Genomic DNA, 25,968 nt, shown 5'->3' with positions numbered 1-25,968 from the left:
TATGCTTTACGTAATGATTAATAACACAACTTTTAGGATTTATTGATGTATCAGTCACTTAAATTATCCTTGTTTGCTGCGTTATTTTTTTCAGCAGGGGCTATCGCAAACGGCTTTAAAACAGTAGGACAAGTCAAGATGGAGTATCTATTTTGGGATGTGTATAACGCCAAACTAGAAACGCCAACGGGTTCGTATCAATTTGGTCAGCACCCCAGCAAGTTAACACTTACCTATTTACGTGATTTTGATGCAAAAGACATCGTTAAAGCAACCAACGAGCAATGGCAACATTTAAAGCTCAATGACATGGTAGGTGCATACGACGAACAGTTATTAGCCCTTTGGCCTGATATCAAAAAGAATGATTCGCTGTCGTTTCGTACGAACGAGCAAGGCATTGGTACTTTCTACTTTAATGACAAAAAGTTAGGTCAGGTTGGTGACAATAAATTCGCTAATAACTTTTTAGCAATTTGGTTAAGTCCTGACACTTCTGAACCATCACTTCGAAAACAGCTTATTGGAGGGAAACATGATTAAGCTCAAAGCACTTTTTATTTTTGCTATGGTATTGTTAATTACCAGCTGCTCTGCGCCAAACGTTGATTATTATCAAGGCACAGAACCTAAGTTTGACTTTAAACAGTTTTTTAGCGGAAAGCTCAAAGCCTACGGCGTTGTTCAAGACCATAAAGGTGAATTAACTCGTAAGCTGGTTGTCGATATGAAAGCAACTTGGGATGGCAATCAGGGAGTGATTGACGAGCAATTTGTTTATGATGATGGCGAAACGCAAACGCGTATTTGGTATATCACCATCAATGAAGATGGCAGTATCACAGGTACAGCCTCAGATGTGGTTGGAGAAGCAAAGGGTGATAGTAATGGTAGTGTGTTCCACTGGACATATTCTGTCGAACTTCCATATAAAGATAGTACTTTAGTGGTGAATTTCGATGATTGGATGTACTTGGTAACACAATCACGCTTGATAAACCGTACCGCTATTGATAAGTTTGGCTTTGAGGTTGGGGAAGTTACCTTAGTTATCGAGAAAATTGAATGATGGTTTGGCTATCATAAAATTTAGTTATGGAAGTTAAATTAAGTCTTTATTAATACTGATGTCACTAACCTTGTGATTGATAGTTAAATAGTAGTCATTTTTGAATAAATTACGTAAAAATAGCAATTTGCTGTTGCTAACTTCTCAAAAATGCATAAAGATAGGTTTTGCGAAGGCAAAATAATAACGAATAGGAATCTAACAATGAATAAAGCTCAATTAGTTGAAAAAATTGCTACTGATGCAGAAATCTCAAAAGCGGCAGCAACTCGTGCACTAGATGCATTCACTGGCGCAGTTACTAACTCTCTTAAAGAAGGTAACTCAGTAGCATTAGTTGGTTTCGGTACTTTCTCAGTAAAAGAGCGTGCAGCGCGTACTGGCCGTAACCCACAAACTGGTGCAGAAATTCAAATTGCGGCAGCAACTATCCCAAGCTTTAAAGCGGGTAAAGGTCTTAAAGACCAAGTTAATCCTTAATAGGGTAACTTACTATTTATTGAAAAAAGGGCTTATAGCCCTTTTTTTGTGTCTGTAATTTAATCGCTACTGCGAAAAAGGCTTACGCCTTTAACGCTTTATCACCACGACCAATGCCAACTGCACCTGAACGCACTACCTCAATAATATCGGTTTCATGACGCAGGGTATCAAGGAAAGATTCGATCTTTTCAGTACTCGCTACAAGCTGTAGAGTGTAGCTGTGGCGACCCATATCTAAAATAGCACCTTGAAATACATCTGCAACACGAGTTACTGCTGCACGAGTTGTCTCATCTTGGGCAAATACTTTAACTAGCAATAGCTCACGTTCAATATGCGCCATTTCGGTTAGATCAATAATCTTGAGGACATCTACTAACTTGTTCACTTGCTTGGTGATTTGTTCAACGATACGATCATCACCCATAGTGGTAATGGTAATACGCGACAGAGAATGATCGTCAGTCGTGCCAACAGTAAGGCTATCGATGTTGTAAGCGCGCTGTGAAAATAAGCCTACAATGCGCGATAACGAGCCAGGTTCGTTTTCTAATAAGATTGATAAAATACGGCGCATTATGCTTTTACTCCTTTACGTAACCACATATCATCGACTGCCCCTAGCTTGATTTGCATAGGGTAAACATGTTCTTTCTCATCTACACAGATATCTAAAAATACTAACCTGTCATTTATAGACATGGCTTTTTCAATAGCAGGTTGTAGCTCATCAATATGATCAACGCGAATACCTATATGACCATAGCTTTCTACTAATTTTACGAAATCAGGAAGTGATTCCATGTAAGAAGATGAGTGACGACCTGAATACATCATATCTTGCCATTGACGCACCATGCCCAGAGAGCGGTTATTCAACGACACAACTTTTACTGCTAAATTGTATTGTAAGCAGGTTGATAGTTCTTGGATGTTCATTTGAATTGAACCATCTCCAGTCACACAGATTGACTCTTTTTCAGGGAAAGCAAGCTTCACGCCCATTGCCGCAGGTAAACCAAAGCCCATAGTGCCTAAGCCACCAGAGTTAATCCATTGGCGTGGGTGTTTAAACGGATAATACTGAGCTGCAAACATTTGATGCTGACCTACATCAGAGCTGATGTAAGCATCACCATTGGTTGCCTTGTAGATTGCTTCGATAACCGCTTGTGGTTTGATTTTATCGCCATCGGTGCTGTAGCTAAGGCATTTTTGTTCACGCCAGCTAATGATCTGACGCCACCAATCTTCTTGTGCAGAACGATCAATTGAAATAGAGCTTTTATCAATCGCCGTTTGTAACTGTTCAAGTACAGTTTGTAAGCAGCCAACAACTGGGATGTGCGCTTTGATTGTTTTAGATATTGAGGTTGGGTCAACATCAACATGAACGATGGTGGCATTTGGGCAAAATTTCTTAACATTATTTGTTACCCGATCATCGAATCGAGCACCTAAGGCTAAAATAACATCAGCATTTGCCATGGCTTTATTTGCTTCAAGGCTACCGTGCATACCTAACATGCCAATAAAGTTAGGGTGCGTACCGCTGATGCCACCCAGACCCATCAAGGTATTAGTGATCGGTGCGTTTAATGATTCAACCAAGTGAGTTAGTTGCTCAGAGGTGTTTGAAAGTATGATGCCGCCACCTGAATAAATAACCAGCTTTTTAGCTTCTAATATAGCGCTAACAGCTTTACGAATTTGTTTTGAATGACCCTTGGTATTCGGGTTATAAGTTCTAAGCTCAGTCGTTTTTGGAAACTCAAACGGAAACTTTAATTCAGGGTTAAGCATATCTTTTGGTAGTTCAACCACAACCGGGCCAGGGCGGCCTGTACTGGCTAAATAAAATGCTTTGGCTAAGATTGTTGGAATATCTTTTGCGCTACGACAGTTATAACTGTGCTTTACGATAGGGCGAGAGCAACCAACGATATCAGTCTCTTGGAATGCATCATCACCGATTAAACCTGTAGGAACTTGGCCTGAAAGTACCACCATAGGAATAGAGTCCATGTAAGCAGTAGCAATACCTGTAACACAGTTTGTTGCACCTGGGCCTGAGGTTGCAAGTACAACACCAACTTCACCAGTCGCACGGGCATAACCATCAGCCATATGAGTAGCAGCTTGTTCGTGGCGTACCAATATATGCTCAATATCTTCTTGTTGAAATAACGCATCATATAAATCAAGGACAGACCCGCCAGGATAGCCGAAAATATACTTTACATTCAATTCTTTAAGTGCCCGAACAACTAGTTCGGATCCATTATATTCAGTTGTACTCATCCTCATTCCTCTATCTGTGCAGCATAAATGCATAAAAAAACCCCCGCATAAGGCGGGGGTTTTTTAAAAAGCGTGCTTTCACCTTTTAATAGCCTCCCGCTGGGCTTGTAACTAAGACCAGTACGAGAACGTTGACGACTAAAAGGTGGCGGCGAATATTCATTATTCTTAATTTCTTCTAAAAACAGACAGCAGACTAAATGTTTGCTGTTTAAAAAATGTTAGTAGTATTTTTAAGTGTTTTAGAAACTGATGTCAACCGCAAAAGAGTGTTTTTGCATTAATTTTTCCATATTTGATTTTTATGTTGGTTTTTTTGCATCTGTATTTTGTTTATCCTGATTTTGATGGTGTAACTATGCATTGAATCGTTCGTGTAGTTAATTAATAACTCTACCAATAGATAATGCATTTTCATGTCTGAAATGCATAACTTAGCCACTTTATAAGAGATATTTATTTAGACACCCATTTTAATAAAAAGCTTCTTTAAATTATCTCAAAACATGACACCCAAATTAATTTCTAACAGCAAGCGGTCATTTAGTAAGATGTAAGTCGAGGTCAACAAATTATATAGACTAAGAAGTTTTGTACTATTTGATGGGGACTCTTCAAAAAAGCAATCTAATATGATGGCTTTATTTTTAAATTGTGCGTACAGGGTAACTCTACTTGTAAAGAAGGGGTCGCCTCCAGTTTGCAAGGAAGTTTAGTTTATAAAATAGAAACTCAATGCCTAACATGCAACTAAGCAAATAAAGCTAAACTATTTGTAATCGAGCTTCTTCGCTGTCGCTTCATGCGATTTGTATATGCATTGATAGCTCTCTCTTTACCCGCTGCATTTTTGAATGACTGTGTAAATGAGGTGGTGAGTGTAAGCCAGTTGTCAGCACAGATATTTAATCGTTCTAAGATAGGTAGTGCGTCTTTAGGTATTGCACCGGGTTTACCCTTTTGTATTGAGCGGCCAGTCCAATCAACGAGCTGCAAATATGTTTTAAGCTCAAATGGTAAGCCTTTAGACATATGATTATGTGGCTTACTAGCAAAACGCATCAATGATTTAGGTTGTTTGTCTTTTTGAGCTGATTCAATGCGTGTTTTTATACTTGTATAATCAGAACGCTCTGGTAAATCAGCTACTTTTACTCTTACTGGGTTCAAGTCAACGTAAGCAAGGCAAGCTGCAAGTGCGGCTTCATCTAGCAAGGCTTGCGATTTAAAGCGACCTTCCCAAAATCGCCCTTTGCACTCATCTTCTTGATTGGCCTTTCGTGCAATGCTCTCATTAAGCACACGCATAAACCAACTAATACTGCTGAGTCTTTCTCGGTATATATTTACTCTGATATTCACCTCTGAAAGCTCTGCTTGTGTTAGTAATTCGCCATTTAAGAATCGTTGACAAAGAAAAGTGCTTTTAAATAACTTGTGCCACCTAATCAGAATAGCTTTATTATTTAGACGCTTAGCTTTTGCTATATCAATGTGTAGAACCAAATGAGTATGATTACTCATAACTGCATAGGCACAAACATCAATACAAAATATTCGACCGAGTTTGAGTAGTTTTTTTCTACCCATTCGCGCCGGTGTTCATAAGAACGACCGGTTAGTGGGTCTTGACCACACAAATAAGCACGACGAACGCAGCGTGAAATACAGTGGTAGTAAGGTGTGTTTGAAACGCTAATTAAGTTTCTACGAGGGGTTGCCATGCTCTTCTCCTCCATGAGTTGAACAATCTAAGTTTAGGCACAATTTTTAGGAATGTGAAATATTAAGTTGGGTGTCTTGTTTTGCTTTTCTTATCTTGATAAATAAAAGTGGGTGTCTGATTAATTAGAGGTAATAAAAAAGCCAGTCTGAGACTGGCTTTTGGTAGGGGGGTTAAGGGTTATGTTGTCATAAGCCCTAAACAATTGTTCTCTTATAGACGCTCAATTACAGCTTGAGTGAAGTCTGTAGTGCCGTGGCTGCCGCCTAGGTCACGCGTTGTGCGGTCGCCTGTTTTGATTACATCAGCAACTGCGCTACGGATGCGCTCTGCAGTGTCAGCCATACCTAAGTGCTCAAGCATTTGGATAGATGCTAAGATCACTGAGGTTGGGTTAGCAAGGTTTTTGCCTGCGATGTCTGGAGCACTACCGTGTACGGCTTCGAAGATAGCTGCATCTTCACCAATGTTTGCACCAGGAGCCATACCAAGACCACCAACAAGACCTGCACATAAGTCAGATAAGATATCACCAAATAAGTTTGTAGTAACAATTACATCAAACTCATCAGGAGTCATAACTAGTTTCATACATGTTGCATCAACAATCATTTCTGTTGATTCGATTTGCGGGTAACGCTCAGCTACTTCACGTGCAACTTTTAAGAATAAACCAGATGTTGATTTAAGGATGTTAGCTTTGTGCACAGCCGTTACTTTTTTACGGCCTTCACGTACCGCTAACTCGTATGCAAAAGTTACGATCTTTTCTGCACCTTCACGGGTGATTTTAGACATTGCTTCTGCTTCGTTACCATCTTCAGATACTACTTGACCAAGGCCAGAGTACATACCTTGTGTGTTCTCACGAACTGTGATGATGTCGATATCGTCGTAACGAGCTTGTGTACCTGCGAATGATTTAACAGGACGAACATTAGCATATAGGCCAAACTTTTTACGTAAAGTTACGTTGATTGAAGTGAAACCTTCACCAACTGGTGTAGTTAATGGGCCTTTTAAAGTGATCTTGTTACGCGCGATTGTGTCGATTGTTTCTTGCGGCAGTAACTCACCAGTTTTTTCTAGGGCAGCAAGGCCAGCATCAACGAATTCATAATCAAAATCGCAACCTGCAGCTTCAAGGATCTCAAGTGCTGAATCAATAATGCTAGGACCAATGCCGTCGCCTTTGATCACTGTGATGGTTTGTTTAGCCATTTACTTTTCCTATTTATGAGTAGATAAACACGTAAACTCGTCGCGAAATAGCATGCGATTTACTTGTTAGAAGGTTTACGTGAATGTGTTTGAAAATTTAAGCGGCTTTTATAGCAATTTATTCAGCTTTTTGCCAGTTTATCCTGTGAATACTGACTATAAACAGACTAAAGTTCATATTTATTTAACGTTTTCGCACTTTTTAACAACACACTCTAAAAATTGTCTGCAAATTCACAGTTTTTGAGATATGCATAAAAATCTGCTTTTGATTGCCAACCAGCAGCCAATAAACTATCGGAAATAATTTGCTCTTGCCAACTACTAAACAGGGCTTTTGGTTGGAAAACATAATAAGTAAAAAGCTTAATTGCGACCCAATGCTTTTCGTTGATATCAAGTTGCTGTTTTTTATGTTGCTCACTACCTAGTAAATGCTGAGTCCAGCTATTGTCGCCAATCAGCTGATTTAAATACATCGTCAGAGGTTCTTGGTTTAATTGACTAACACCAAATAAACAAGCCAGTGGCGGGCTTATTATCTGTTCTTCGGCTTGTTCAAAAATGGTTTTACGTGAAAGGCTAGTTGCTTGATGCTCGCAAAGGAACAAAACATAGGCATATAACGGCAAAGCAACCTGTTCAAATTGAATTGAGTCGATGTGTTTAAATAGCGCCTGGATAATTCGCACCATATTCTCAAGGCGCTTAGATATATGCTGAAAAAGCGGATGAGAGGTGGTTGCAACTAAGCGTTGAAATAAGACTTTTTGAATAATCGCAGGGGCGTTATCGTATCCGACCATAGATAAACAATGGCGTAAGTCTTTAGCTCTTTGCTGCTCTTTATTATAGGGCTTAACGGCAACAGTAAGCTGCGTAATCAATTCAGGGTAGGGGCTTAAAAGCTTATCTAAGCTACGGTAGCTGTATTCTTTTGATACTTTTAATGTGCTAATTAGCTCTAAATATTGTTGTCTACGTTGCTGATTTAAAGGCTGTGGCTCGGCAAAATTAATGTTTTCACTAAACCATACGGTGTATAGCAAACGAGTATCTTTACAAAGTCTTTGTTTGTCAAAAATAGTTAAGTTTGCTTTAAAGCGGTGCCAGCGAATTTTATCTGGGCAACTGGCATCAACTAAAATATGGCGGCCATGTTCATCTGTGGCTAAATAGATAAGCACCTGCTCTGCGTACTTTACTTCACTTGCTGGAATATAAGGACCAATATGAGCAATCAATGCTTTTATAGCACTTTGAGCAAACTCGTTCGGAGTGCGCAAGTAGATATCAGCCATAGCTTTGTGCATACTAATATGACCACCCGAATCGCGATAAGTCGTATTCATAGCAATAATATTAGCTAGAGCTACTAGGGTTGTTGCACCATCGTAAATCATAATTTTTGGTGCGCTTAATAGTGCTTGTTTATATTTATTTAAACGAGCTAATAAATGCTGAATAGAAAGCGTATGTGGGCCTGAGTCTTTGAGTAGTTTTGCGGCTAATTGATGACGACACTGCCAAAGCTTTTTATCTTGAGCTGTGAGTGTTTGGCCTGCGGCTAATTTATTGCTTTGTGATTGCACACATAGGTAATTGGCTAAACAACAGCTAATTATCTGTTCACTAATTGCTTGGTTGTAGTTAAGGCTGTGGCATAAAGTACAGGCAATAACACATTGGTTTACGACTAAATTGGTCGTGTAGCCGTGGTTCGCAACATACAAACTTAATTGCGCTTGCATGCCTTTTGGGCAGGCTTGATATAGTAGATAATACCGCTCGGCAAGATTACTTAGTATAGGGAAAATTTGTGACCATTTTTGCTTTTGATGATAAAGCTTGAGTAACTGGTGCGTACTATCAAATAAGCGTGCCAATTCTCGTGGCGTCACGTTTTCCATCATAAGCTGTTAGGTTTCTTGTTGATAGCTTTCATAGGCACTTGGTCCCCATAATACCAGCTGACCATTTTTAAAAAGTAGGCCTGTGCATTCATCTATAGTGGTTATCCCATCAGATTTAACATGCTGAGTGCGATAAAAAATAATTTGCCAAACATTGTCCTCAACTCGTTTAGCATAGGTTAGATCGGGGCTACCTAAATAATCAAGTACAGCATTGAGGTTTTCGGGCTTATCAATAGATAGTTTCGCGATATAGCGTTTATTAAAAGCTTCACGGTCTTGCCAAATCATAGCTTGCGGATCATCTTTATAAAAAGTGATCACTAGGGTTGCTATCAGTGCATAAACACCTAACCCAAGTACCAGATATTGGAAAACCTTTTTAAACATGTGTAACTCTATAAAACTAACGCGAATTTTCAGTATACGCCCAGTTAGCAAACTGTGCTACGAGATTGCGACTAATTGAGCCTTAACTGCTTTAAACTAAAGCCTAAGTTAATATCGGTACGCAGCATGACAAGGTTTTTTGATATCACAAACATGTCCATACCAGCACTAAGCTTACGTTTTAGTGTTGGGTTTAAATCATCGTCATTAATAGCTGCTTCAATCGACTCATAATCATTTATAAGTTGCTGCGCTGATTTGTTGCCAATGCCTTTGACCCCAGGTATATCATTGGTTTTATCACCTGCTAAGGCCCAAAAATCAGCGAGCCGATGCTTGGGTACATTAAAACGCTGCTTTATATCTTCAACGTCAAGATATTGCTTTTTAAAGTAATCATATATAGCTATTTGCTCAGATAAAAACGGTAAAAACCCTTTATCTGTAGAGACGATAGTAGAAGGTACATTATTAGTCGCAGCTTTATGAGCAAGGGTAGCAATTATATCGTCTGCTTCGTCATTATCTGGTGAGAAAATCACAATGCCCGTTTCTTCAATTGCTTGTTTAAAGCGTGATAAGTTTTGTTTGAGGGTATCGGGCATCGGTGAACGAGTGCTTTTATATGCTTCAAAATAGTGATAACGCCAGCTTTTTTCACCATCAAACACTGCAATCGCGTGAGTAGCATTCGTTTGCTGGCGTAGTTTTTTGCAAGCATGTGCCACTCGGGCACAGCTTGCTTTTATCATATGTTCTTCACTGTGATGACTCTGATTACTATCAACAGCATAGATGCGTCTAATAAGATTAAGCGCATCTATTAAAAGTAATTGGGTTGTCACATAGGCTCCTATTAAGCTTTGATCTCATAGCAAGGAATATATCTACTGCCTGGTAACTTCATGCGGCCTTGCTCAACAAATGCTGCCAGTAGTTTATCCATATCAGCCATAAGTGCAGGCTCACCACTTAACACAAAGCGGCCATGCTGTTTTATGGCTTGTAAGCCTTCGTCTTTAACGTTACCAGCCACGATGCCTGAAAACGCACGGCGTAAATTAGCAGCTAATTGCTGAGTTGGTTGATCTAAATGTAGATCTAAGCTCGACATATTAGCATGAGTCGGTGCAAACGGTTGTTGGAAATCATGATCGATTTTTAGCGTCCAGTTAAAGTAATATGCATCACCTTGGCTTTTACGATAGTCACGTACCTCGACCATTTTATCTTTTAATGTTTTACCAACACGCTCTGGATCGTCGATTATCACTTCAAACTTATCAAGTGCCGCTTTACCTAATGTTTTCTCGATGAATTTACACAGCTCAATAAAGTAGTTTTCACTTTCTTTAGGGCCTGTAAGGATTACTGGTAAACATTGTTTTTCGTTATCTGGGTGCAGCAGAATACCTAAAAGGTATAGCAACTCTTCAGCGGTACCTGCACCACCTGGAAAGATAATAATGCCATGAGCGGTGCGAATAAATGCCTCTAAACGCTTTTCGATATCAGGCAAAATAACCAACTCATTTACTATTGGGTTAGGTGGTTCAGCGGCAATAATGCTTGGTTCAGTTAAACCTAGATAACGGTTGTTAGTAATACGCTGTTTAGCGTGGCCAATGGTGGCACCTTTCATTGGGCCTTTCATTGCACCAGGGCCACAGCCGGTACAAATATTTAATCCACGGAGGCCAAGCTCATAGCCAACCTGTTTGGTGTATTTGTATTCAACCTCGTTAATTGAATGACCGCCCCAGCATACGATCATACTCGGGTCACTATTAACTCTAAGTGCGCCTGCGTTTCTGAGCATATCAAAGACCATATGAGTGATGGCTTTTTGTTCTGTTAGGTCTTTTTCATATTTTTGACAAATAAACAGAATATCGCGAATAACCGAGAAAATATGTTCATGAATACCGGTAATAATTTCGCCATCAACAAAAGCGGATTCGGGTGGGTTTTCAAGTTCAATTTTAATACCACGCTCTCGGCTTAATAAGCGAATATCAAAGTCTTCGTATTTATTGTAAATTTCTAAGCTTGAATCGGTGTGGCTGCCCACATTGAGAACCGCAAGCACACAGTTCCTAAATAATTTATAGCGCTCGCTGGTGGATGATTGTTCGAGTAGATCAACTTCTAGTTGCGATAGTAAATCCAGTACACCTGTTGGATTCAGTTGTTTTAACATAAGCACTCTCCCGGCTCGTCAATGAGCCTTTATCATTATGTGTCAAAGACCTCACATACTAGATGAGGCCTTTATTTGCTAATGCAAACTTTATTTCGTCCCTCGTTCTTGGCTTTGTATAATGCTTCGTCGGCACGGTCAAAGGCAATTAGCGGGGTATCACCTTTTTTCAACTGGGTTGCACCAGCAGAAATAGTGATTTCTACTTGCTTATCTTTGAATTTAAACGGAATACTTTGAATAGTCTTGCGCAGCTTTTCTAGCGGCACAGTCGCTTTTTCAATCGCCATTCCACTCATTAGTAATACAAACTCTTCGCCCCCGTAACGGGCAATGAAGTCTGATTTACGAATTGACTTTTGTAATGCTTTAGCAATCACTTGCAGTGTTTTATCACCAGCACTGTGGCCATATTGGTCATTGATTGATTTAAAGTGGTCAACATCAATCACTACAAATGTGATGTCTGATTCCTGCACATTAAATAAGTTGAACTCATGATTGAACCGCTCATCGAACGCAGAACGATTTGGTAACTTCGTTAGACCATCCAGTAAACTCTTAAAGCGTTGTTCATTAAGGCGCTGCTTGTAGGTCGAAAGCTTGCTTTCTAAATGACTAATACGGTTATTAATATCGTTGAAGCTGGCAAGTAAGTTCTCGCGCTCCGTTTGTTCTAGCTTTTCTTTAGCGATTAAATCATCACTTAATGATTTTAACTCTTCTTCTACTAGCTCTTTAAGCGAAGAAATAGATGTAGCCTGCTGTGTTTGCGTATGCAAGTTTTTAATCTTGTTTTCGATTTGTTTATTCAGCGTATCATATTCGGCGCTGAGAGATTCTGAGTGTTTACTAGTAGAAACAATTGAATGATGTAAATCTTCAATGGTCTGATTTAAAGAGATCAAAAAGCTCTGAGCTGATTGCCGCTCTTTACTCATATTGCGTGTAACGATGCTAATTATATTCAGCGCAGAATCAAGTAGGTCGTCAACACTATCATTATGGGTGATTTTGCTTTTGATGCTATTTATTTGCTCGGCACTTTCTTCCTCGAGCACTAAGTCATTAGCAAGAGATAAAAGTTGCGTGGCAAGTTCAGGCTTGATTTGTGCTTCAGTTTTGCTTGTCGTTGCAAGTTTGGCTTGTAGGGCTTGATGATAGATAACCACTAACTTTGAGAGTAACGGAACAAAGTCATGATTAGACTGAATATTATTTAATTCGTGGTCGAGTAGATAACGCAGCGAACGACGGGCATCATCAGGCAGACCTCTCACTTTTTGTAGCTGCTTACCAGCGTCAGTGACACTATCATTCAGTTCGCGTTGAAGTGCCATTTGCTTAGTTTCTTGGTGTTTTAACAGGCCAAGCACATCATCTATTAGCGGTGAAAGTAAATCGAAATTTACACCTTTTTTTAACGCATTTCTAAATTTAGCCAATCGATTGTCTAGTTCAATGTCTAGTCCCTTACAGCTGAGTGATAGTTTCGCTGCAAATTGAGAAAGGACTTCAACTTGATGTTTGCGCGCATCTTCGACCACTGCACGAGCGTCGATCGCTTGCTTTAGCTTTTTATTAAGAACATCATGCTGTTGCTGCACCAAGTAATACCGCCATCAAATTTCAAAAATTGCTATACGATAAGTTTACAACAAATTAATACGAAATGTAGTTTCCAAGTCAAAAACTTAGCTATTTTGTCTATCAAACTTGTTGCAATGGTTGTTTATCGGTTTTTAATTCACATTTTTTCTCGCAATTGTTAGTCTGTTTTGCAATTTTGATAGTAATAAAAAGAGTTGTTATGAAAAAGTTTTTGGCAATGTCTATCTTGGCGGCCTGTTCTAACAGTGTGTTTGCAGATGTAAACTACTCACTGTCTATCACTCAGCCAGAGCACCACCTAGGTAATGTAAGTGTTGAGTTTCCCCAAACCGCACAAGCACATTTAGATATTAAACTTCCAGCTTGGCGTACTGGCCGTTATGAAATTTTAAATCTTGCCAATGGTGTACGCTTTTTCGAAGCAAAAGATGATGACGGTAAAGCATTAAAGTGGGAAAAAATTGACCACAGCACTTGGCGTGTTCATCTAAACGAGCCAACTCAAGTAAATGTAGACTACCAAGTATACGCTAACGAGCTAGGTAAACGCGCTCGACATATTGATGACAGTCATGCATTTATTGATGCATCTGGCTTTTTTATGTTTAGTGAATCATTCCGTCAAGACCCTGTGACTGTAAAACTAAACGTACCAAAAGAATGGCGTTCAGTGTCGGGGATGGAAAATGCGGGTTCTAAACATAGCTTTAAAGCTGCAGATTACGACATTTTAGTTGATTCACCAATCGAGAGTGGTATCAATGAGCTACATAAGTTTAGCGTTGATGGTCGTGAATACGAACTAGTTATCTGGGGTGAAGGTAACTACGACGTAGATCAAATGCTAACCGACCTTAAAAAGCTCGTTACAACTGGCAATGTAATTTGGGATAGCTACCCGTATGAGCGTTACGTATTTATGGTACATGCAACGTCAGGTGCCGGCGGTGCAACAGAGCATTTAAACTCAACAATTATACAACGTCCTCGCGATCGTTTTGGTTCTCGTAAAGATTATCTTGCGTTTATCAGCACCGCAGCACACGAATTTATTCACACTTGGAACGTAAAAGCGTACCGTCCTAAAGGGATTGCACCGTACGACTACACGAATATTAACTACGCGAAAACATTATGGATTGCAGAGGGCTCAACCAGCTACTTTGAGGATCACTTAATGGTTCGTGCAGGTATTGAAACAATGGATGAGTTCTTCGGTACATTAACCAAAACAGTTAATCGTCACTTACAAACACCGGGTCGCGAAGTACAAAGCGCAACTGAAACTAGTTTTGATAAGTGGATTAACCAAGGCGGCGATCATGCACGCAACTACAGCACCAATATCTATTTAGAAGGTTCATTGATCTCAATGGCGCTTGATATTGATTTACTAGAAAAGAGCGACGGCAAAATTAGTTACCGCGATGTTCACCGTGCACTTTACAACAAACACCGTTTACCAGATGGTTTTACGCCTGATGATGTTAAAGCGATTTTAAAAGAGCTAACGGGTCGTGATTACAGCGCATGGTGGCAAGCGAATGTGGATGAGCCAGCAGCTATCGATTTTGATTCACTACTTGCAAAAGTGGGGTTAGGTTTAATTCGCCCAGAAGGTGCAAAATCAGTACCTAGTATTGACTCGTTCGCTAAAAACAGCGGTGAGTTATTAACCTTAACTCATGTTCGCCGTGGCGGCGCTGCATGGCAAGCGGGCTTAACTACAGATGATAAAATCGTCGCGTTTAACAAAAAGCATGTTGGTAAAGATTTAACAGCCAGCCTTGAAACGTTTAAAGCAGGCGACACAGTGACTGTTGATTTCATTAGACGTGATGCATTGCAAAGTACGACACTGACACTTAGTGAAGACTTTGATAAAGAGAAAAAGGTACAAGCATTAAAAGATGCAACACCAGCTCAAATGGCATTGTTTAAAGCATGGATGGGCGTTGATCACCCAAACCTAGCAAAATAACTCGTTAATGGTTTTTGATTGGTAAGAGAGGAGCTGCGGCTCCTTTCTTTTTGTTTGGTGTTTGTTGCGCTTTTATAAACTGCTTAGTGTATTTTGCATTTTGTAGAGTGCTTTGGAGTTGCTGCTTTTTTCGTCGCCAAAACGATTTGTTAACTTTGTCTGTTCGGTCTCGAATATCACTTTGTGGATTATCGGGTTGTGATACTGGGTAGGGCAGCAATGAGTATCCATATACGCCGGTTTCCCAAACATGCTGTAAATCACAATCAACGGGGCGGCCAAATGTGGCTGTGGCCTTTAAAAGTGATTTTGCACCTTCCAAACTAACAGCAGTTGCACAGCAGCCAGACATAAGCTTTTTATGAATGACTAAATGCTGCTCATCAGCGAGTTGTTTTGTGAAAGCAATGTCGCGATTGCGGTCTTTGTAAGCAGCCAATTTTATTAGCTGCCAAGGCTGTTTTAATGTATTAATGTTGTCAATTGCACTGTGAATAGAGCGGTCGAGAACAAAGTCATCTTCTAAAATAATGGCGTAATCTAATTGCCTATCGACAATGGTTTGCCATGCTTTTCTGTGACTTAAGTAACAGCCAATTTCACCTTTGCTCAATGGCTTATGATATTTTTTTAGGTTTAAATCAGCACTATAGTGCTTGGCTATCTCTTTATCAGACAGCTCTCTTCCATCAATTGCATCAAGGCGTTCAAATGCCAAATTCTGTGCGTTGAGCTCATGGCTTACACGGTTTAATCGTTCAGTAGAGCTTGCTAAGTTGATTACAAAAATAGCGGTCATTATCGTTACCTGATGGTCAGTTTGAATCAGGCTAACAAGCTTTAATGACGCTTGGGTGTCAGAACTATTTCGTTTTTATGTCAGGGCGAGGGCTATTTAAAATCACTTTTTTTTCTTGCTCGGATAAAATGATCCAATCAAAAATTTCATCATTACTGCGGCCACAGCCAGTGCAAAAGCCATTTAGGCGATGACATTGGCCGATGCAATCTGTTTTGAATTGGCTGGTTGGTTTTTTTGAATTTGTCATAGTGATGAGAAGGCTAATGTAGCCTTCAAGAGTATTTTATTAGCCTTCAAGGGTATTTTATTTGCCTTCAACGGGTTTACCAATTTCAAGAGTGGTAGACCAAGGCTGTTTACGCGATAAGGTTTTACCCGAATGAATTGAGATAACAGGGTTGTTTTCGTCAAGCACAAACGTGGTGCGTAACGATTCTGCAGACTCTTTTTGTGTTTGATGCCAATTATTACCTGCTAAACAAGCTTGGGTAAAATTAACCGCACGGGTGTGATCGGCCACAGCTTGCTGCTGTTGCTCATAGTTGCCTACACAACGGTAGGTGACATTGTCTTTACCAAGCGCCGTGATTTGACAGTTATCAGCAATAAGGTTGTATTTTGCTGTCCATGTTTCCATGTATTTAGTATTTACACGGCTACGTTTTAAGCCTTCAAAGCGGTTGTCGTAAGCACCTAATAGGGCGTTGATTTTCTCGCAAGGGGTTAAGTTATCAATGGCAACTTGTTGTTCAGTTGTTAGTCCTGTACAACCTGTTAAAACAAGGCCAGTTAGTAAGGCGACGAGTGGCTTTTTCATATCAGGCTATCCTTTTAAATAGCAGTTCCTTAAACGTTTTCTAGAGGATACCTAAGCCCTTGTAAAAATGCTAATAAAGATTAAGCTGCTTGCAATTTTATGTGTGAAGTTATTACAATTAAATTTCGGATAAAATCCAAGGATCATTTATGCAGCAACAAGAAACGCAATCTTTTCTTGATTTCTTTAGAGATAGATTAACAAACCCCGCTTTATTTACCTATTTTTGGGTTTTAGGAGTTTTCCATTGGAAGTTGATAGGATGGTTTTTATTTGAACCTTTGGAATTTAGCTTAAAGTTACAACGATATAAGTCATTAGGATTTGAGATCAATTTCATTAACCCATTGTTCATCACAATACTTGTCATTATTTTTTCTCCTTTGATGAATAACTCGGTCGAATTTATTAAAAGAGCATGGGATCAAGCTTTTTCATGGATTCTCAAGAAAATAAATTGGAAAGAACTAGTTGATGCTGAAGATTATAATAATCTTTTAAATACTAATGAGAGTTTGAGAAGTGATAAAAGAGGTATGCAAGATCAGCTAGATAACCAAATAGGAAAGTTAAAGCAGAGTGAAGCTGATTTGAGTTCAAGAATTAAAGGGTTAGCTGATTTGGAGACAGAGAAAAATAAGTTAGAAGTACAAAACACCAAACTAAATAATGAATTAAATCAGCTTCAAAATGAAAGCCAAGAAAAAATCAAAGTAACTAAAAATGAAGTTGAGGAACTCAAGTCAAAGTTTGAGCTGCTTAGTGAGGAGCATAAAGAGATTAAATCTGAAAATGATGAATTAAAGAAAGATAAGCTAAGTTTAGAATCTCAGATAATCTCATTAAAGAAAAGTAGCTCTATTTATAATCAAACGGACCTTTTTGAAAATACAGCGGCCAAAACAAAGCCTAGCCAAGAGCAATTTTATCCTATAAGAGGCTTGGAAATTGATGGAAATAAAATAGATGTATTTGATTTAAATGAATGGGGGGATTACCCCCATATAATAGGCCTAGAGAAAGATGAGCTTTATCAGGTTAAGTTAAATATTGATTCAAATAAATTAGAGAAAGGAGATTCGATTCTATATTTCAATGGTCACACTTCTTTTGAAATAAACGAAGGGACTGAGATTGTTGAGTTCCCATTTGATAGAAATGAACAATCAATCGTTTTGACGGTATCTGGATTATCAAAGTTTAATAATAGTATTGATAAACAAACTTTTAGTGTAAACTTTAAGGCTAAGTAATTAAAAATCAGGGCTTTATAGCCCTGAAGCTTACATCTTAGTTTTACCAGCAATGTTGGTCACTTTTACTGAGCCAGAACCATCACTTAGTAACTCAAAGTTTGCCGCAGTATCAACGCGAATGCTTCCAGAGCCATCTGAAACGACAACATCACCCGAAATATCATTTAAGTCGATACCACCAGAGCCATCGTGTACTTCAATATTGCCCAGTGCGTTTGCAACATCAATATTGCCAGAGCCATCATGAATTTTAATATCACGGCTAACATTACGAACATCTATGCTGCCTGAACCATCATTGATTTCTAATGTGCCTTCAATGTCATTCGCGGTTATTGAACCTGAACCATCGTTGATTACTGTATCAGCTACATGGCTAATAATAATCTCACCAGAAGCATCGTGCACATCGACATTAAATGAATGCGGGATCGCAACAGTTAAATCAATGCGAGTTTGCTTGTTGGTATGGTGTTCACATTGTCCTGCACCAAGTGCGGCATTATTGCCTTTAGCTTCAAGCGTTAAGCAGTATTCATCGTGCGGCTGTTCTTGATAAATTTCAGCTTTAACGGTTACTTCATCACTGTCAGTGCCTGTAATGTGCAAAAAACCAGAGCCAGCTTCGACTTTCAAAGCACTTAATGATGCTGCATCTAGCTTAAGGTTTTTGGTTTCTTGCAGAGGCATTTCACCCCAAGCAAATGTTTGGGCTGATAATAGGCCTGCGGCAATAAGCGAGAGTGTTTTTACTTTACTTAACATGGTTCTTCCCTTTCATATTTGAGATGTTTTTAGCTTAGTCGCAGGTGCTGGTACAAAAGGTTTAAACAGTTTATAAACTTTTAAAAAAAATAATGCTTCTTAGTTATTTAATATCCAGCTTTTTTACCGTTAAAAGCGTTAACTCTGCCGTAAAAACATATCATTATTTTTTCCTTTTGCTAACTTATAGTATTTGCCCCCAAGGAATAATAATGAAAAAAATAATCTTCCTAAGTAGTTTATTGTGGATCAGCTTTTGTGCTTGTAGTGAGGAAACTGATGTAACCTTAAACGCTTATGCTGCAGGGTATGTCGCCAACTTTACTTGTAGTGCCACGTTTAATGCTGACAAAACGACTGAGCAAATCGTTACAGATGAACTCACGGGGATTTATCCTTTAATCGCAGACACGGTAAAAACACTGAAAGCAAATATTGATACCAAGCATAGGCGAGTCACTGTCGATTATGATAAAGATAAGCAGCGTATATCGGTGTGGCGTCCTCGTTTAGGTTGTGTTGATTTGCCTGTTGGAGCTAGCCTAGAATCTGCATCACTTGTGCAATCTCCGTTTAAAGAAAACCTAGCTGATCTAAAGGATGATGGTAAGCCATGGCAAACGCTAAATGGTGTTAATAAAACAACGGGCAATAAGGCGCTTGATGAGGTCATTGCTCAGGCTTTTACTCGTCATTATGGCGAAGGCGCACGTACTTCAGCTATTTTAATAGCAAGCCCTCAGGCGATTTTAGCAGAGCAATATAAAGCAGGCTTTACCCCAGAAACCGCACAGCGAACTTGGTCTGTTGCAAAAAGTATTGGCGCTAGCATCATTGGTGTGGCAGTAGAGCAAAAGCGACTTGATGTAACTAAACCAGCGGGGCTTGAAAGTTGGTCTCATTCGCTTGATCCGCGTGGTGAAATAACTCTTGAAAACTTACTTCATATGGCATCAGGCTTAGATAGTAATAAAGCGGGCAACCGGACAGATCGGGTTTATATGGGGGGCGGTTTAGTGTCTGATACTGCAACGCATACTGCGTTAGAAGTAAAGCCTGGCAGCCGCTGGAAATATGCCAATAACGACACCATGTTAGCGCTTCGCACTCTAAGAGAAACTTTCAAAGATGAAGCGAGTTACTTACGTTATCCGTATGAAAACTTGCTCGATAAAATTGGCATGCAACATACTTTTTTAGAATCTGACTGGCAAAGTGACTTTATTTTGTCATCGCAAGTGTGGACTACCTCACGAGATCTTGCTCGTTTAGGACTGTTACACCTAAATAATGGTCGCTGGCAAGGTGAGCAAATATTACCAAAAGATTGGTTAAGTTATATAAGTAAACCAGCACCTGCGCAGCCCCCTGAAGCTGCACCTGGATACGGTGCACAGTGGTGGCTTTATAACGAACGCTTCCCAGAATTACCAAACGATACTATCGCAGCGCGAGGCAACCGAGGTCAATATTTGGTGATTATTCCAAGCGAGCAGCTAGTTATTGTTAGGCGAGGGTATGATCTTGCGGGTCTTAAAGGCTTTAGTGAACATGACTTTACTCGTGATGTTTTAAAAGCACTTAGGCAATAAGATTTAAGATGCACCTGAAAAGGTGCATCTTAATGTACTTCATTTACTTATGGCGGCCTTGTAAGCAACTCACCACATCGGCCAATGATAAGCCTTGGCGCTGTAATAACACGGTTAAGTGATACAGTAAGTCTGCCGATTCATTGGTTAATTCATCGTTATCATGTTTCATAGCTGCAAGGGCAACTTCGACACCTTCTTCACCCACTTTTTGGCAACTACGGCTTAAGTCTTTTGCAAATAAAGACGCAGTGTAGCTTTTGCTTGGGTCATCATTTTTACGCGAGACAATAACTTGTTCAAGCTCGGCCAAAAACGATAAGCTAGGTTTTGCATCATCGCCAAAACAGCTTTGTGTACCCAAGTGACAGGTTGGGCCAAGTGGGTTTGCGAGTACTAATATAGAGTCGTAATCACAGTCGGTGTGCACCGAGACAACTTCAAGGTAGTTTTCTGATGTTTCGCCTTTAGTCCATAAGCGCTCTTTAGAACGTGAGAAAAAGGTTACTTTTTGTTTGTCGAAAGTGGCAGCTAATGCGTCTTGATTCATAAAGCCTTGCATTAAAATAACCCCAGTGCGTGCGTCTTGCACAATAGCTGGGATCAATTCGCTTTTGGCAAAATCGACTTGAGTAAGAGTGTCTTTGGTTAATTGCATAGTCTTGCCGCTACATTATTATCGATTAAAAATTGTTTTAGTTCGCCAATATCAATGACGTTCTTGTGAAATACGCTGGCAGCGAGAGCACCATCAACTTGGCTTTGCTGAAATACATCAACAAAGTCTTGCATTGTCCCTGCGCCACCCGAAGCAATTAGTGGAATATCGCACAGTGCACGCATTTTTGATAGCTGAACATTGTCGTAGCCTTTACGCACGCCATCTTGGTTCATGCAATTAAGGACGATTTCGCCAGCACCTAGGTCTTGCACGCGCTTAACCCATTCTTCGGTTTTGTAGCGAGTACGGCTTGATGCATTTGGATCACCCGTTAACTGGTACACCAAATACTCATCAGTTTTTTCATCATAAAAACTATCAATACCAACAACTACGCATTGTTTACCGAACTCATCGTGTAATTCTTTAATTAGCTCTGGGCGAGCGATAGCTGGGCTATTAATACTGATTTTATCTGCGCCACGTTCTAAAACACGTGCCGCATCAGCAACAGATTTAATGCCACCAGCCACACAAAATGGAATATCAATATGGCGCGCAATGTTCTCTACCCAATTTACATCAAGTAGACGCTTTTCGACGCTGGCACTGATTTCATAAAAAACTAGTTCATCAGCACCGGCATCGCTGTATGCTTTTGCAAGCTTTAAAATATCACCAACTACTTCATGGCCTTTAAATTTAACACCTTTAACGACTTGACCGTCTTTAACATCTAAACAAGGAATTATGCGTTTTGCTAACATGGAATCACCATGTTTTTAACTGTCTGATATTCTTGAGGTAATCTTTTTAATGGCTTTGTTTTTGAATTAAAATGGATACACATAGGCTACACTTATTATATTATTTATCTAATAATCTTTGAATAACAATTCAACGTTGTATTGTTAGAATCGCCACATTTGTTGATTTTGACTAGGAATATAACGCATAAGAGGTCGTTAGTTAATACCTAAGTGTAATAAGTGTTATCACTATTCTTCATAACTAAACTCAGCCAAATATAAGGGAATTGACTTATGCTCTCGCAACGGTTTGAATCTTTAAGTCAGTAAGTTTTTAGACTAGATATTTCTGGCTAATAGATGTTCCTTCGCGATTAAAAGTTGATAGTTCTTAAAGTCACAAAAGTGTAGATTCGAATCAACTCATAATTGTTCAAAAAATTCAAGTTAAGACCAATTTCTAGTCATGGCATTCGGGCTAACATATACTATTGATTCTGGGGTGGTTTGAGCAGTGTAGGCTTGCACTAAGCTAGCGGCTCTACGCTGCATCTCTTGCTTTAAGAACTCAGGCTTCAAAACAACGATGGAATCTGAAAATCCACTTAAATAATTTGCGATAAAGAAAGGATCTGGCTCTTTTCTATTGAAGTGGATTGGAAAGCTTAACTCCATTTCAACTAGCCAACAGTCATCAGTCTTTAATTTAGTAAAAGTTGCTTTATTAGCTAAAGAGGTGGCTTCAAAATTACTTTTAACCCATGTATGGCAAATTGCTGAGACTTTTTCTCTTGATTCATAATCTGTTTTTTTGACTGCAATAAATTGTTCTTTTGACCCAGCTAAATCAGAAAACTTACCTATTTCAAAATATCTGGTCTTATTGGTATTGTGCTCAAAAGCCAATACTTTTAAGTGTTGGTTTAACAGTACAATTCTTTGAGGTGATAAAATTAATTCTTTTGCATCAAAATTCTTGTGAATTGATTTGTAATTAGCAGAAAAGCACTTTTCTTCAAATGTACAATCAAAGACGAATTGCCAAGCTTTTCGTTCTTCAACTGTGGCTGATTCGTGATCTAATGCGCTATGCATGTCATAACCCATCGGATTGAAATCTATTTTAGATAAATATTTTGTCAGATCTGAATGATCTAATACTTCTCCAGCTTTTGTGAATTCAGTTTGTAAAACTGAAAAAATATGAGGTGGAATAAGTTCTGGTAAATATTCTTTGATAAATGCAAACGCAAATGCTCTTTCTTCTGACATTTCAAACTGCTCAACAGCATCATCTTTGTCTTTTTGTGAGGCCCAGTAATACCAATAAGCATTTCCCTTTTTTACTCTACAGAGTCCTTCCCCTTCGTCATCTAACATAGAAGTGATAATTCGAGATGCGTTTTTCTTGAAAGAACTAAAAGTGTCTTGGGTTTCTTTCCTGAAGCCAGACAATCTACTTTCAATAAGATCTTTTATTTTAATAGCCTTATCTTCACCGACATCTATGCTTCGCACGATCGCGTTTCTAAATTCTGAATTTAATGACTTCATACAAGTGAGAAAAACCTATAGGACAAGTATTGTCTCGATATTCTTTTAAAATCCTATTAATGTCAATCGAGGAGTAAATTTTATGCTGTCCGAACAACTATTGAATGTCATGAAAATGTTTTGTGAACCCTCGCTTTATCAAGATTTTTCAACGAGTACAAACATTTCGAGTGTGATTAATCAACTGTCACTAGGTCAGTTAAAAACCAATAGAGAGAAGTATGTTATTTCTTGTCTTATTACCTCGGTACAAGAAGCTCTTGAATCAAGTATACAAAAAACTAATGATTCGGAGGTCATGTCTGAACTGGCAAAACTGAACGATGAACTTAAGCATTTTCAATCAACATTACTCTCTGAAGAAAGGGAGATGCACTAATGAAAGCATCTACTAAAGAACTTATCAGCGCATTTCACATTAAGCGATGTGGCCATATCCACATTAGCAATGTTCAGCAATATGAATCCTTTCTTTATAAAACGCTCGTTATGAGTCTAATTGTTTTTGACGGCAACAATTGGGGGGATTTTGAGTTTACCGATTGGATTTCAGCAATAAGGCTTTATGAATTTAATAACAGTATGCCTAGCAAGTATTCAGAATTAAGGGAGCAACTAGAAAGCAAGCACAACGGTTTTTATATTGAGTCAGAGGACTTTCGCGATTGGCTTGAATATGACAAAGATGGAAAGCCATTAGAGCAAGAAGTTGACCCAAAATATGATCTTATCTCATCTGAAGACGATTACTTATATCACTTACATAAATCTATAGATGTTATGTTTCATGGTTCTCCAGAGGACAAGCAACATTATAACCATGCCAAATGGTGGAAAGCCGTTGGGGTATTCGAACAAAAGCACCAAAAACCAAGCCAATCAACGCAGTACTATGCAGATGAGCGATTCAGAGAAATGAGAAAAATCCGAAATGATTTTTGTCCCATTAAAAATTTACAATTTCAATATTCCAATGAGATCAACAATTAAATATTTAGGAGTGCTTTTATGCAGTATCAACAAAAAGAAGTCTATATCGGGGGCTTTAATCCTGTTTATGAATGTGTTCAAAACGGCTTTTTCTTAATTAGTGCGGGTAAACTTGGCGTGATGTTTTCGATTGTTGTTATGAGAGGAGATATTCTGCCTTGGGTTAGTGCATTTATTGGTGTCGTTACACTACTCAGAGCGAAACGTTGGTATGATAAATGGCAAGACAGAGAGCTTAGAATTAAATGTATTGATATCAATTACATTGAAAGATTAAGTAACGAAATTACGCCTCAATATAAAAAACAACAAGCCATTACAGCCATAACGAATAGAGCATCTAAAGTATGGTGGAGTTATTTGTTATTCTTTACTCCTCACATGGCTTTATTAGGTTTTTGTTGGTGGTTGCTAGATGCTTGGGGAACTACTGGATAGTATTTTCACTTTTGCTGAGAATATATTCGAATAACGATAGGATAAATTATGGCGAATCGATTAATTATTGAGTTTAGTGAAGAAGCGACTGAAAATTACTTAAGACTAGTAAGTCGAAAATCTGAAGACGAAGTTACAATGGATATGGAGCCTTCTGGTGTTAAGGTAGAAATTGATATCGGACCTGCACATTACGGGTGGGAGGCTGAAATTGCAGGCAAGTCTTTAGGTGAAGTTTTTGTGAAGCTTAAAGATACAGGTTCACCTAAATTAAAATCATAAGATTTCCCACTTGTGGGTAGCAAAATTCCGGCAGGCTTGGCCTGCTCCCGAACCTAGTTTTTGGCCAGTTGGGTTAGTCACTGAATAAGTAAATTTTCTGCATGTTTGATATAAAATCCCTTGGTTTGAGTCTTCAAAATAGTCTGCCGCTATAACGTTGAATACGTAACATGTATCTACATTCGTCCATTTGTATGCTTGGTGTGGCTCGCCAGATTGGAAAATCCTTGAGAGTTGCTCGAAACCCCAATGCCCAAAAGCTTCATATTGGTCTATTTGTCCGTCATTATTATCGTCCGAAGCACCATTTATGGGGCCACGGTTGTATTGTTTAACCTTGCTGTATAAATCGGTAGGTAAGCCGCAATTAGAGTTGCTAATTGCACAGCCAGAAAGGTTTAGCACGAGAATGATAGTAATGTATTTATGCATTTTTTCTCTCTTCCAATACTAATATGCTAAGCCCTTTGGGAACCAAAAAGCTTTCAAATTGGTTGATCAAAAAATGATAAATTTGAGAAAAGCTTCCAACAGCTTCAAATGATTTAACATGGTTGTAATCGTTTCCTGAAATATCACCTATTTCAGCTTTGGCTTTTAAAAAGAGGTAAGACTTTTGATTTTGAGTCTTATCAATCTGAATATCTGAAATAGTTAACCTGTAACTTAAATCATCAGAGAATAAGACACCTGTTTGGGCTATTAAGAGATAAGCGGAAGCAACCGAGCTTGGCTGTATACTAATTAAAAAGTGTTCTTCATTAACTGTTTCGCGATTCATTGATTCACCCATTTATAATGTATCTATTTAAATAAGGCTACGAAAAAATTAGGACGCTTGTTGTCCCAAAGAGAAGTTAATCTTTTGTTTTTGGGGGCGCTATGGCAGATTTAGAATTTACAGAATTAGCTTTAGAGATGGCTCTGACTTTTGCTGGAGATCACGTAATTCACAGTAAAGTTGAGTACGATTTTCATATAGAACAAATCGAGCTTTGTCTTTTAAAAAATCAAACGGACAGTGGTTACAGTGATTGGTTTTGGTCTTCAGCCTGTGAAGCGTATGAAATCAAGAAGGATTTACCATCAAAAATTATGGAACTTTATTTAAAATACTCACGGTGAATATGCCATATAACTTTAAACTGTAATTTACAGTTTACTTGGAAA

Annotated in this window: 28 protein-coding genes and 1 pseudogene; 11 read left to right on the top strand and 18 right to left on the bottom strand. The window is 38.9% G+C overall.

Annotated features, from left to right (window positions below; genetic code table 11):
* The first annotated feature begins 45 nt into the window (after positions 1 to 45).
* The 3 genes from EVU92_RS18635 to EVU92_RS18625 all read left to right on the top strand — a co-directional run bounded on the left by EVU92_RS18635 (position 46) and on the right by EVU92_RS18625 (position 1,549).
* Positions 46 to 543: a chalcone isomerase family protein gene (locus EVU92_RS18635; protein WP_240701337.1), complete on the top strand. Its 498-nt coding sequence runs from the start codon at positions 46 to 48 to the stop codon at positions 541 to 543.
* Positions 536 to 1,069, top strand: a complete 534-nt coding sequence (locus tag EVU92_RS18630) for a DUF3833 domain-containing protein (protein WP_130052657.1) — start codon at positions 536 to 538, stop codon at positions 1,067 to 1,069. Before EVU92_RS18635 ends, EVU92_RS18630 begins: the two co-directional genes overlap by 8 nt.
* Positions 1,070 to 1,273: 204 nt before the next feature.
* Positions 1,274 to 1,549, top strand: coding sequence for an HU family DNA-binding protein (locus EVU92_RS18625; protein WP_036972004.1), 276 nt, complete (start codon positions 1,274 to 1,276; stop codon positions 1,547 to 1,549).
* 82 nt (positions 1,550 to 1,631) lie between these two features.
* Here the strand turns inward: EVU92_RS18625 and ilvN are convergent, their stop codons facing one another.
* The 9 genes and pseudogenes from ilvN to EVU92_RS18580 form a co-directional block, all read right to left on the bottom strand.
* Positions 1,632 to 2,129: an acetolactate synthase small subunit gene (gene ilvN / locus EVU92_RS18620; protein ID WP_130052656.1), complete on the bottom strand. Its 498-nt coding sequence runs from the start codon at positions 2,127 to 2,129 to the stop codon at positions 1,632 to 1,634.
* Positions 2,129 to 3,853 (bottom strand): acetolactate synthase 3 large subunit, encoded by a 1,725-nt coding sequence (locus tag EVU92_RS18615; RefSeq protein ID WP_130052655.1) that lies wholly within the window; start codon positions 3,851 to 3,853, stop codon positions 2,129 to 2,131. The genes ilvN and EVU92_RS18615 overlap by 1 nt, the downstream gene beginning before the upstream one ends.
* 750 nt (positions 3,854 to 4,603) lie before the next feature.
* A pseudogene (locus EVU92_RS18610) lies at positions 4,604 to 5,577 on the bottom strand (transposase).
* 212 nt (positions 5,578 to 5,789) lie between these two features.
* Complete coding sequence (locus EVU92_RS18605; RefSeq protein ID WP_130052654.1) at positions 5,790 to 6,797, bottom strand: isocitrate dehydrogenase; 1,008 nt, start codon at positions 6,795 to 6,797, stop codon at positions 5,790 to 5,792.
* Between the two features lie 215 nt (positions 6,798 to 7,012).
* A complete protein-coding gene (locus tag EVU92_RS18600) occupies positions 7,013 to 8,710 on the bottom strand; it encodes a hypothetical protein (RefSeq protein ID WP_130052653.1) in 1,698 nt (565 codons plus the stop codon).
* Between the two features lie 6 nt (positions 8,711 to 8,716).
* On the bottom strand, positions 8,717 to 9,100 hold the full coding sequence (locus EVU92_RS18595; protein WP_054563904.1) for a DUF3192 domain-containing protein: 384 nt from the start codon (positions 9,098 to 9,100) through the stop codon (positions 8,717 to 8,719).
* Positions 9,101 to 9,171: 71 nt separating this feature from the next.
* Positions 9,172 to 9,945 (bottom strand): flap endonuclease Xni, encoded by a 774-nt coding sequence (gene xni, locus EVU92_RS18590; protein WP_130052652.1) that lies wholly within the window; start codon positions 9,943 to 9,945, stop codon positions 9,172 to 9,174.
* An 11-nt stretch (positions 9,946 to 9,956) separates the two neighbouring features.
* Positions 9,957 to 11,300, bottom strand: a complete 1,344-nt coding sequence (gene ppnN, locus EVU92_RS18585; RefSeq protein WP_130052651.1) for a nucleotide 5'-monophosphate nucleosidase PpnN — start codon at positions 11,298 to 11,300, stop codon at positions 9,957 to 9,959.
* 71 nt (positions 11,301 to 11,371) lie between these two features.
* Complete coding sequence (locus EVU92_RS18580) at positions 11,372 to 12,907, bottom strand: GGDEF domain-containing protein (protein WP_130052650.1); 1,536 nt, start codon at positions 12,905 to 12,907, stop codon at positions 11,372 to 11,374.
* Between the two features lie 203 nt (positions 12,908 to 13,110).
* Between EVU92_RS18580 and EVU92_RS18575 the strand changes: the two genes are divergently transcribed.
* Positions 13,111 to 14,892 (top strand): PDZ domain-containing protein, encoded by a 1,782-nt coding sequence (locus EVU92_RS18575; RefSeq protein ID WP_130052649.1) that lies wholly within the window; start codon positions 13,111 to 13,113, stop codon positions 14,890 to 14,892.
* A gap of 4 nt (positions 14,893 to 14,896) precedes the next feature.
* On the opposite strand, the gene EVU92_RS18570 is transcribed toward EVU92_RS18575, so the two are convergent.
* The 3 genes from EVU92_RS18570 to EVU92_RS18560 all read right to left on the bottom strand — a co-directional run bounded on the left by EVU92_RS18570 (position 14,897) and on the right by EVU92_RS18560 (position 16,511).
* Positions 14,897 to 15,691: a glycosyltransferase family 25 protein gene (locus EVU92_RS18570; RefSeq protein ID WP_130052648.1), complete on the bottom strand. Its 795-nt coding sequence runs from the start codon at positions 15,689 to 15,691 to the stop codon at positions 14,897 to 14,899.
* A gap of 64 nt (positions 15,692 to 15,755) precedes the next feature.
* Positions 15,756 to 15,941 carry a DUF1289 domain-containing protein gene (locus EVU92_RS18565; protein ID WP_130052647.1) on the bottom strand — a complete coding sequence of 62 codons (186 nt, stop codon included), beginning with the start codon at positions 15,939 to 15,941 and terminating at the stop codon, positions 15,756 to 15,758.
* A 57-nt stretch (positions 15,942 to 15,998) separates the two neighbouring features.
* Positions 15,999 to 16,511, bottom strand: coding sequence for a hypothetical protein (locus EVU92_RS18560; protein ID WP_130052646.1), 513 nt, complete (start codon positions 16,509 to 16,511; stop codon positions 15,999 to 16,001).
* 149 nt (positions 16,512 to 16,660) lie between these two features.
* Here EVU92_RS18560 and EVU92_RS18555 point away from each other — a divergent pair, with 149 nt between their 5' ends.
* Positions 16,661 to 17,764, top strand: coding sequence for a hypothetical protein (locus EVU92_RS18555; RefSeq protein WP_130052645.1), 1,104 nt, complete (start codon positions 16,661 to 16,663; stop codon positions 17,762 to 17,764).
* A 30-nt stretch (positions 17,765 to 17,794) separates the two neighbouring features.
* Here EVU92_RS18555 and EVU92_RS18550 read toward each other — a convergent pair whose 3' ends face one another.
* Positions 17,795 to 18,532, bottom strand: a complete 738-nt coding sequence (locus EVU92_RS18550; RefSeq protein ID WP_130052644.1) for a hypothetical protein — start codon at positions 18,530 to 18,532, stop codon at positions 17,795 to 17,797.
* 212 nt (positions 18,533 to 18,744) lie between these two features.
* On the opposite strand from EVU92_RS18550, the gene EVU92_RS18545 reads away from it, so the two are divergent.
* Entirely contained in the window at positions 18,745 to 20,124 is a 1,380-nt protein-coding gene (locus EVU92_RS18545) for a serine hydrolase (protein WP_130052643.1), read from the top strand.
* A 43-nt stretch (positions 20,125 to 20,167) separates the two neighbouring features.
* On the opposite strand, the gene hisIE is transcribed toward EVU92_RS18545, so the two are convergent.
* The 3 genes from hisIE to EVU92_RS18530 all read right to left on the bottom strand — a co-directional run bounded on the left by hisIE (position 20,168) and on the right by EVU92_RS18530 (position 23,088).
* Positions 20,168 to 20,782 carry a bifunctional phosphoribosyl-AMP cyclohydrolase/phosphoribosyl-ATP diphosphatase HisIE gene (hisIE, locus tag EVU92_RS18540; RefSeq protein ID WP_130052642.1) on the bottom strand — a complete coding sequence of 205 codons (615 nt, stop codon included), beginning with the start codon at positions 20,780 to 20,782 and terminating at the stop codon, positions 20,168 to 20,170.
* Positions 20,773 to 21,552: an imidazole glycerol phosphate synthase subunit HisF gene (gene hisF, locus EVU92_RS18535; protein WP_130052641.1), complete on the bottom strand. Its 780-nt coding sequence runs from the start codon at positions 21,550 to 21,552 to the stop codon at positions 20,773 to 20,775. Before hisF ends, hisIE begins: the two co-directional genes overlap by 10 nt.
* A gap of 429 nt (positions 21,553 to 21,981) precedes the next feature.
* Complete coding sequence (locus tag EVU92_RS18530; RefSeq protein WP_130052640.1) at positions 21,982 to 23,088, bottom strand: WYL domain-containing protein; 1,107 nt, start codon at positions 23,086 to 23,088, stop codon at positions 21,982 to 21,984.
* 82 nt (positions 23,089 to 23,170) lie between these two features.
* Here EVU92_RS18530 and EVU92_RS18525 point away from each other — a divergent pair, with 82 nt between their 5' ends.
* Genes EVU92_RS18525 through EVU92_RS18510 form a run of 4 tightly spaced genes read left to right on the top strand, consistent with a single transcriptional unit; the run spans position 23,171 to position 24,798 of the window.
* The gene (locus tag EVU92_RS18525; protein ID WP_130052639.1) at positions 23,171 to 23,467 is read left to right on the top strand and encodes a hypothetical protein; all 297 of its coding nucleotides are present in this window, start codon (positions 23,171 to 23,173) and stop codon (positions 23,465 to 23,467) included.
* The gene (locus EVU92_RS18520; RefSeq protein ID WP_130052638.1) at positions 23,467 to 24,078 is read left to right on the top strand and encodes a hypothetical protein; all 612 of its coding nucleotides are present in this window, start codon (positions 23,467 to 23,469) and stop codon (positions 24,076 to 24,078) included. The genes EVU92_RS18525 and EVU92_RS18520 overlap by 1 nt, the downstream gene beginning before the upstream one ends.
* 18 nt (positions 24,079 to 24,096) lie before the next feature.
* Positions 24,097 to 24,516, top strand: coding sequence for a hypothetical protein (locus EVU92_RS18515; RefSeq protein WP_130052637.1), 420 nt, complete (start codon positions 24,097 to 24,099; stop codon positions 24,514 to 24,516).
* Positions 24,517 to 24,564: 48 nt separating this feature from the next.
* Positions 24,565 to 24,798, top strand: a complete 234-nt coding sequence (locus EVU92_RS18510) for a hypothetical protein (RefSeq protein ID WP_130052636.1) — start codon at positions 24,565 to 24,567, stop codon at positions 24,796 to 24,798.
* Here EVU92_RS18510 and EVU92_RS18505 read toward each other — a convergent pair.
* Positions 24,793 to 25,230 (bottom strand): hypothetical protein, encoded by a 438-nt coding sequence (locus EVU92_RS18505; RefSeq protein ID WP_130052635.1) that lies wholly within the window; start codon positions 25,228 to 25,230, stop codon positions 24,793 to 24,795. The two genes, EVU92_RS18510 and EVU92_RS18505, sit on opposite strands and share 6 nt — an antisense overlap.
* A complete protein-coding gene (locus EVU92_RS18500) occupies positions 25,223 to 25,579 on the bottom strand; it encodes a hypothetical protein (protein WP_130052634.1) in 357 nt (118 codons plus the stop codon). The genes EVU92_RS18505 and EVU92_RS18500 overlap by 8 nt, the downstream gene beginning before the upstream one ends.
* Before the next feature lie 101 nt (positions 25,580 to 25,680).
* Between EVU92_RS18500 and EVU92_RS18495 the strand changes: the two genes are divergently transcribed.
* Positions 25,681 to 25,923, top strand: coding sequence for a hypothetical protein (locus EVU92_RS18495; protein ID WP_130052633.1), 243 nt, complete (start codon positions 25,681 to 25,683; stop codon positions 25,921 to 25,923).
* The last annotated feature ends 45 nt before the right edge of the window (positions 25,924 to 25,968 follow it).

Origin of the sequence: Pseudoalteromonas sp. MEBiC 03485, assembly GCF_004195145.1 — a bacterium.
GTDB classification, from domain to species: Bacteria; Pseudomonadota; Gammaproteobacteria; order Enterobacterales; family Alteromonadaceae; genus Pseudoalteromonas; species Pseudoalteromonas apostichopi.
The sequence above is the reverse complement of the archived record's forward strand: the minus strand, read 5'-3'. Positions and strand labels throughout refer to the sequence as shown.

What these genes read in the sequence shown, in the direction of transcription:
- EVU92_RS18635 (WP_240701337.1), top strand. Translation starts at nt 46, where the DNA reads ATGTATCAGTCACTTAAATTATCCTTGTTTGCTGCGTTATTTTTTTCA.
- EVU92_RS18630 (WP_130052657.1), top strand. Translation starts at nt 536, where the DNA reads ATGATTAAGCTCAAAGCACTTTTTATTTTTGCTATGGTATTGTTAATT.
- EVU92_RS18625 (WP_036972004.1), top strand. Translation starts at nt 1,274, where the DNA reads ATGAATAAAGCTCAATTAGTTGAAAAAATTGCTACTGATGCAGAAATC.
- ilvN (WP_130052656.1), bottom strand. Translation starts at nt 2,129, where the DNA reads ATGCGCCGTATTTTATCAATCTTATTAGAAAACGAACCTGGCTCGTTA.
- EVU92_RS18615 (WP_130052655.1), bottom strand. Translation starts at nt 3,853, where the DNA reads ATGAGTACAACTGAATATAATGGATCCGAACTAGTTGTTCGGGCACTT.
- EVU92_RS18605 (WP_130052654.1), bottom strand. Translation starts at nt 6,797, where the DNA reads ATGGCTAAACAAACCATCACAGTGATCAAAGGCGACGGCATTGGTCCT.
- EVU92_RS18600 (WP_130052653.1), bottom strand. Translation starts at nt 8,710, where the DNA reads ATGATGGAAAACGTGACGCCACGAGAATTGGCACGCTTATTTGATAGT.
- EVU92_RS18595 (WP_054563904.1), bottom strand. Translation starts at nt 9,100, where the DNA reads ATGTTTAAAAAGGTTTTCCAATATCTGGTACTTGGGTTAGGTGTTTAT.
- ppnN (WP_130052651.1), bottom strand. Translation starts at nt 11,300, where the DNA reads ATGTTAAAACAACTGAATCCAACAGGTGTACTGGATTTACTATCGCAA.
- EVU92_RS18575 (WP_130052649.1), top strand. Translation starts at nt 13,111, where the DNA reads ATGAAAAAGTTTTTGGCAATGTCTATCTTGGCGGCCTGTTCTAACAGT.
- EVU92_RS18570 (WP_130052648.1), bottom strand. Translation starts at nt 15,691, where the DNA reads ATGACCGCTATTTTTGTAATCAACTTAGCAAGCTCTACTGAACGATTA.
- EVU92_RS18565 (WP_130052647.1), bottom strand. Translation starts at nt 15,941, where the DNA reads ATGACAAATTCAAAAAAACCAACCAGCCAATTCAAAACAGATTGCATC.
- EVU92_RS18560 (WP_130052646.1), bottom strand. Translation starts at nt 16,511, where the DNA reads ATGAAAAAGCCACTCGTCGCCTTACTAACTGGCCTTGTTTTAACAGGT.
- EVU92_RS18555 (WP_130052645.1), top strand. Translation starts at nt 16,661, where the DNA reads ATGCAGCAACAAGAAACGCAATCTTTTCTTGATTTCTTTAGAGATAGA.
- EVU92_RS18550 (WP_130052644.1), bottom strand. Translation starts at nt 18,532, where the DNA reads ATGTTAAGTAAAGTAAAAACACTCTCGCTTATTGCCGCAGGCCTATTA.
- EVU92_RS18545 (WP_130052643.1), top strand. Translation starts at nt 18,745, where the DNA reads ATGAAAAAAATAATCTTCCTAAGTAGTTTATTGTGGATCAGCTTTTGT.
- hisIE (WP_130052642.1), bottom strand. Translation starts at nt 20,782, where the DNA reads ATGCAATTAACCAAAGACACTCTTACTCAAGTCGATTTTGCCAAAAGC.
- hisF (WP_130052641.1), bottom strand. Translation starts at nt 21,552, where the DNA reads ATGTTAGCAAAACGCATAATTCCTTGTTTAGATGTTAAAGACGGTCAA.
- EVU92_RS18530 (WP_130052640.1), bottom strand. Translation starts at nt 23,088, where the DNA reads ATGAAGTCATTAAATTCAGAATTTAGAAACGCGATCGTGCGAAGCATA.
- EVU92_RS18525 (WP_130052639.1), top strand. Translation starts at nt 23,171, where the DNA reads ATGCTGTCCGAACAACTATTGAATGTCATGAAAATGTTTTGTGAACCC.
- EVU92_RS18520 (WP_130052638.1), top strand. Translation starts at nt 23,467, where the DNA reads ATGAAAGCATCTACTAAAGAACTTATCAGCGCATTTCACATTAAGCGA.
- EVU92_RS18515 (WP_130052637.1), top strand. Translation starts at nt 24,097, where the DNA reads ATGCAGTATCAACAAAAAGAAGTCTATATCGGGGGCTTTAATCCTGTT.
- EVU92_RS18510 (WP_130052636.1), top strand. Translation starts at nt 24,565, where the DNA reads ATGGCGAATCGATTAATTATTGAGTTTAGTGAAGAAGCGACTGAAAAT.
- EVU92_RS18505 (WP_130052635.1), bottom strand. Translation starts at nt 25,230, where the DNA reads ATGCATAAATACATTACTATCATTCTCGTGCTAAACCTTTCTGGCTGT.
- EVU92_RS18500 (WP_130052634.1), bottom strand. Translation starts at nt 25,579, where the DNA reads ATGAATCGCGAAACAGTTAATGAAGAACACTTTTTAATTAGTATACAG.
- EVU92_RS18495 (WP_130052633.1), top strand. Translation starts at nt 25,681, where the DNA reads ATGGCAGATTTAGAATTTACAGAATTAGCTTTAGAGATGGCTCTGACT.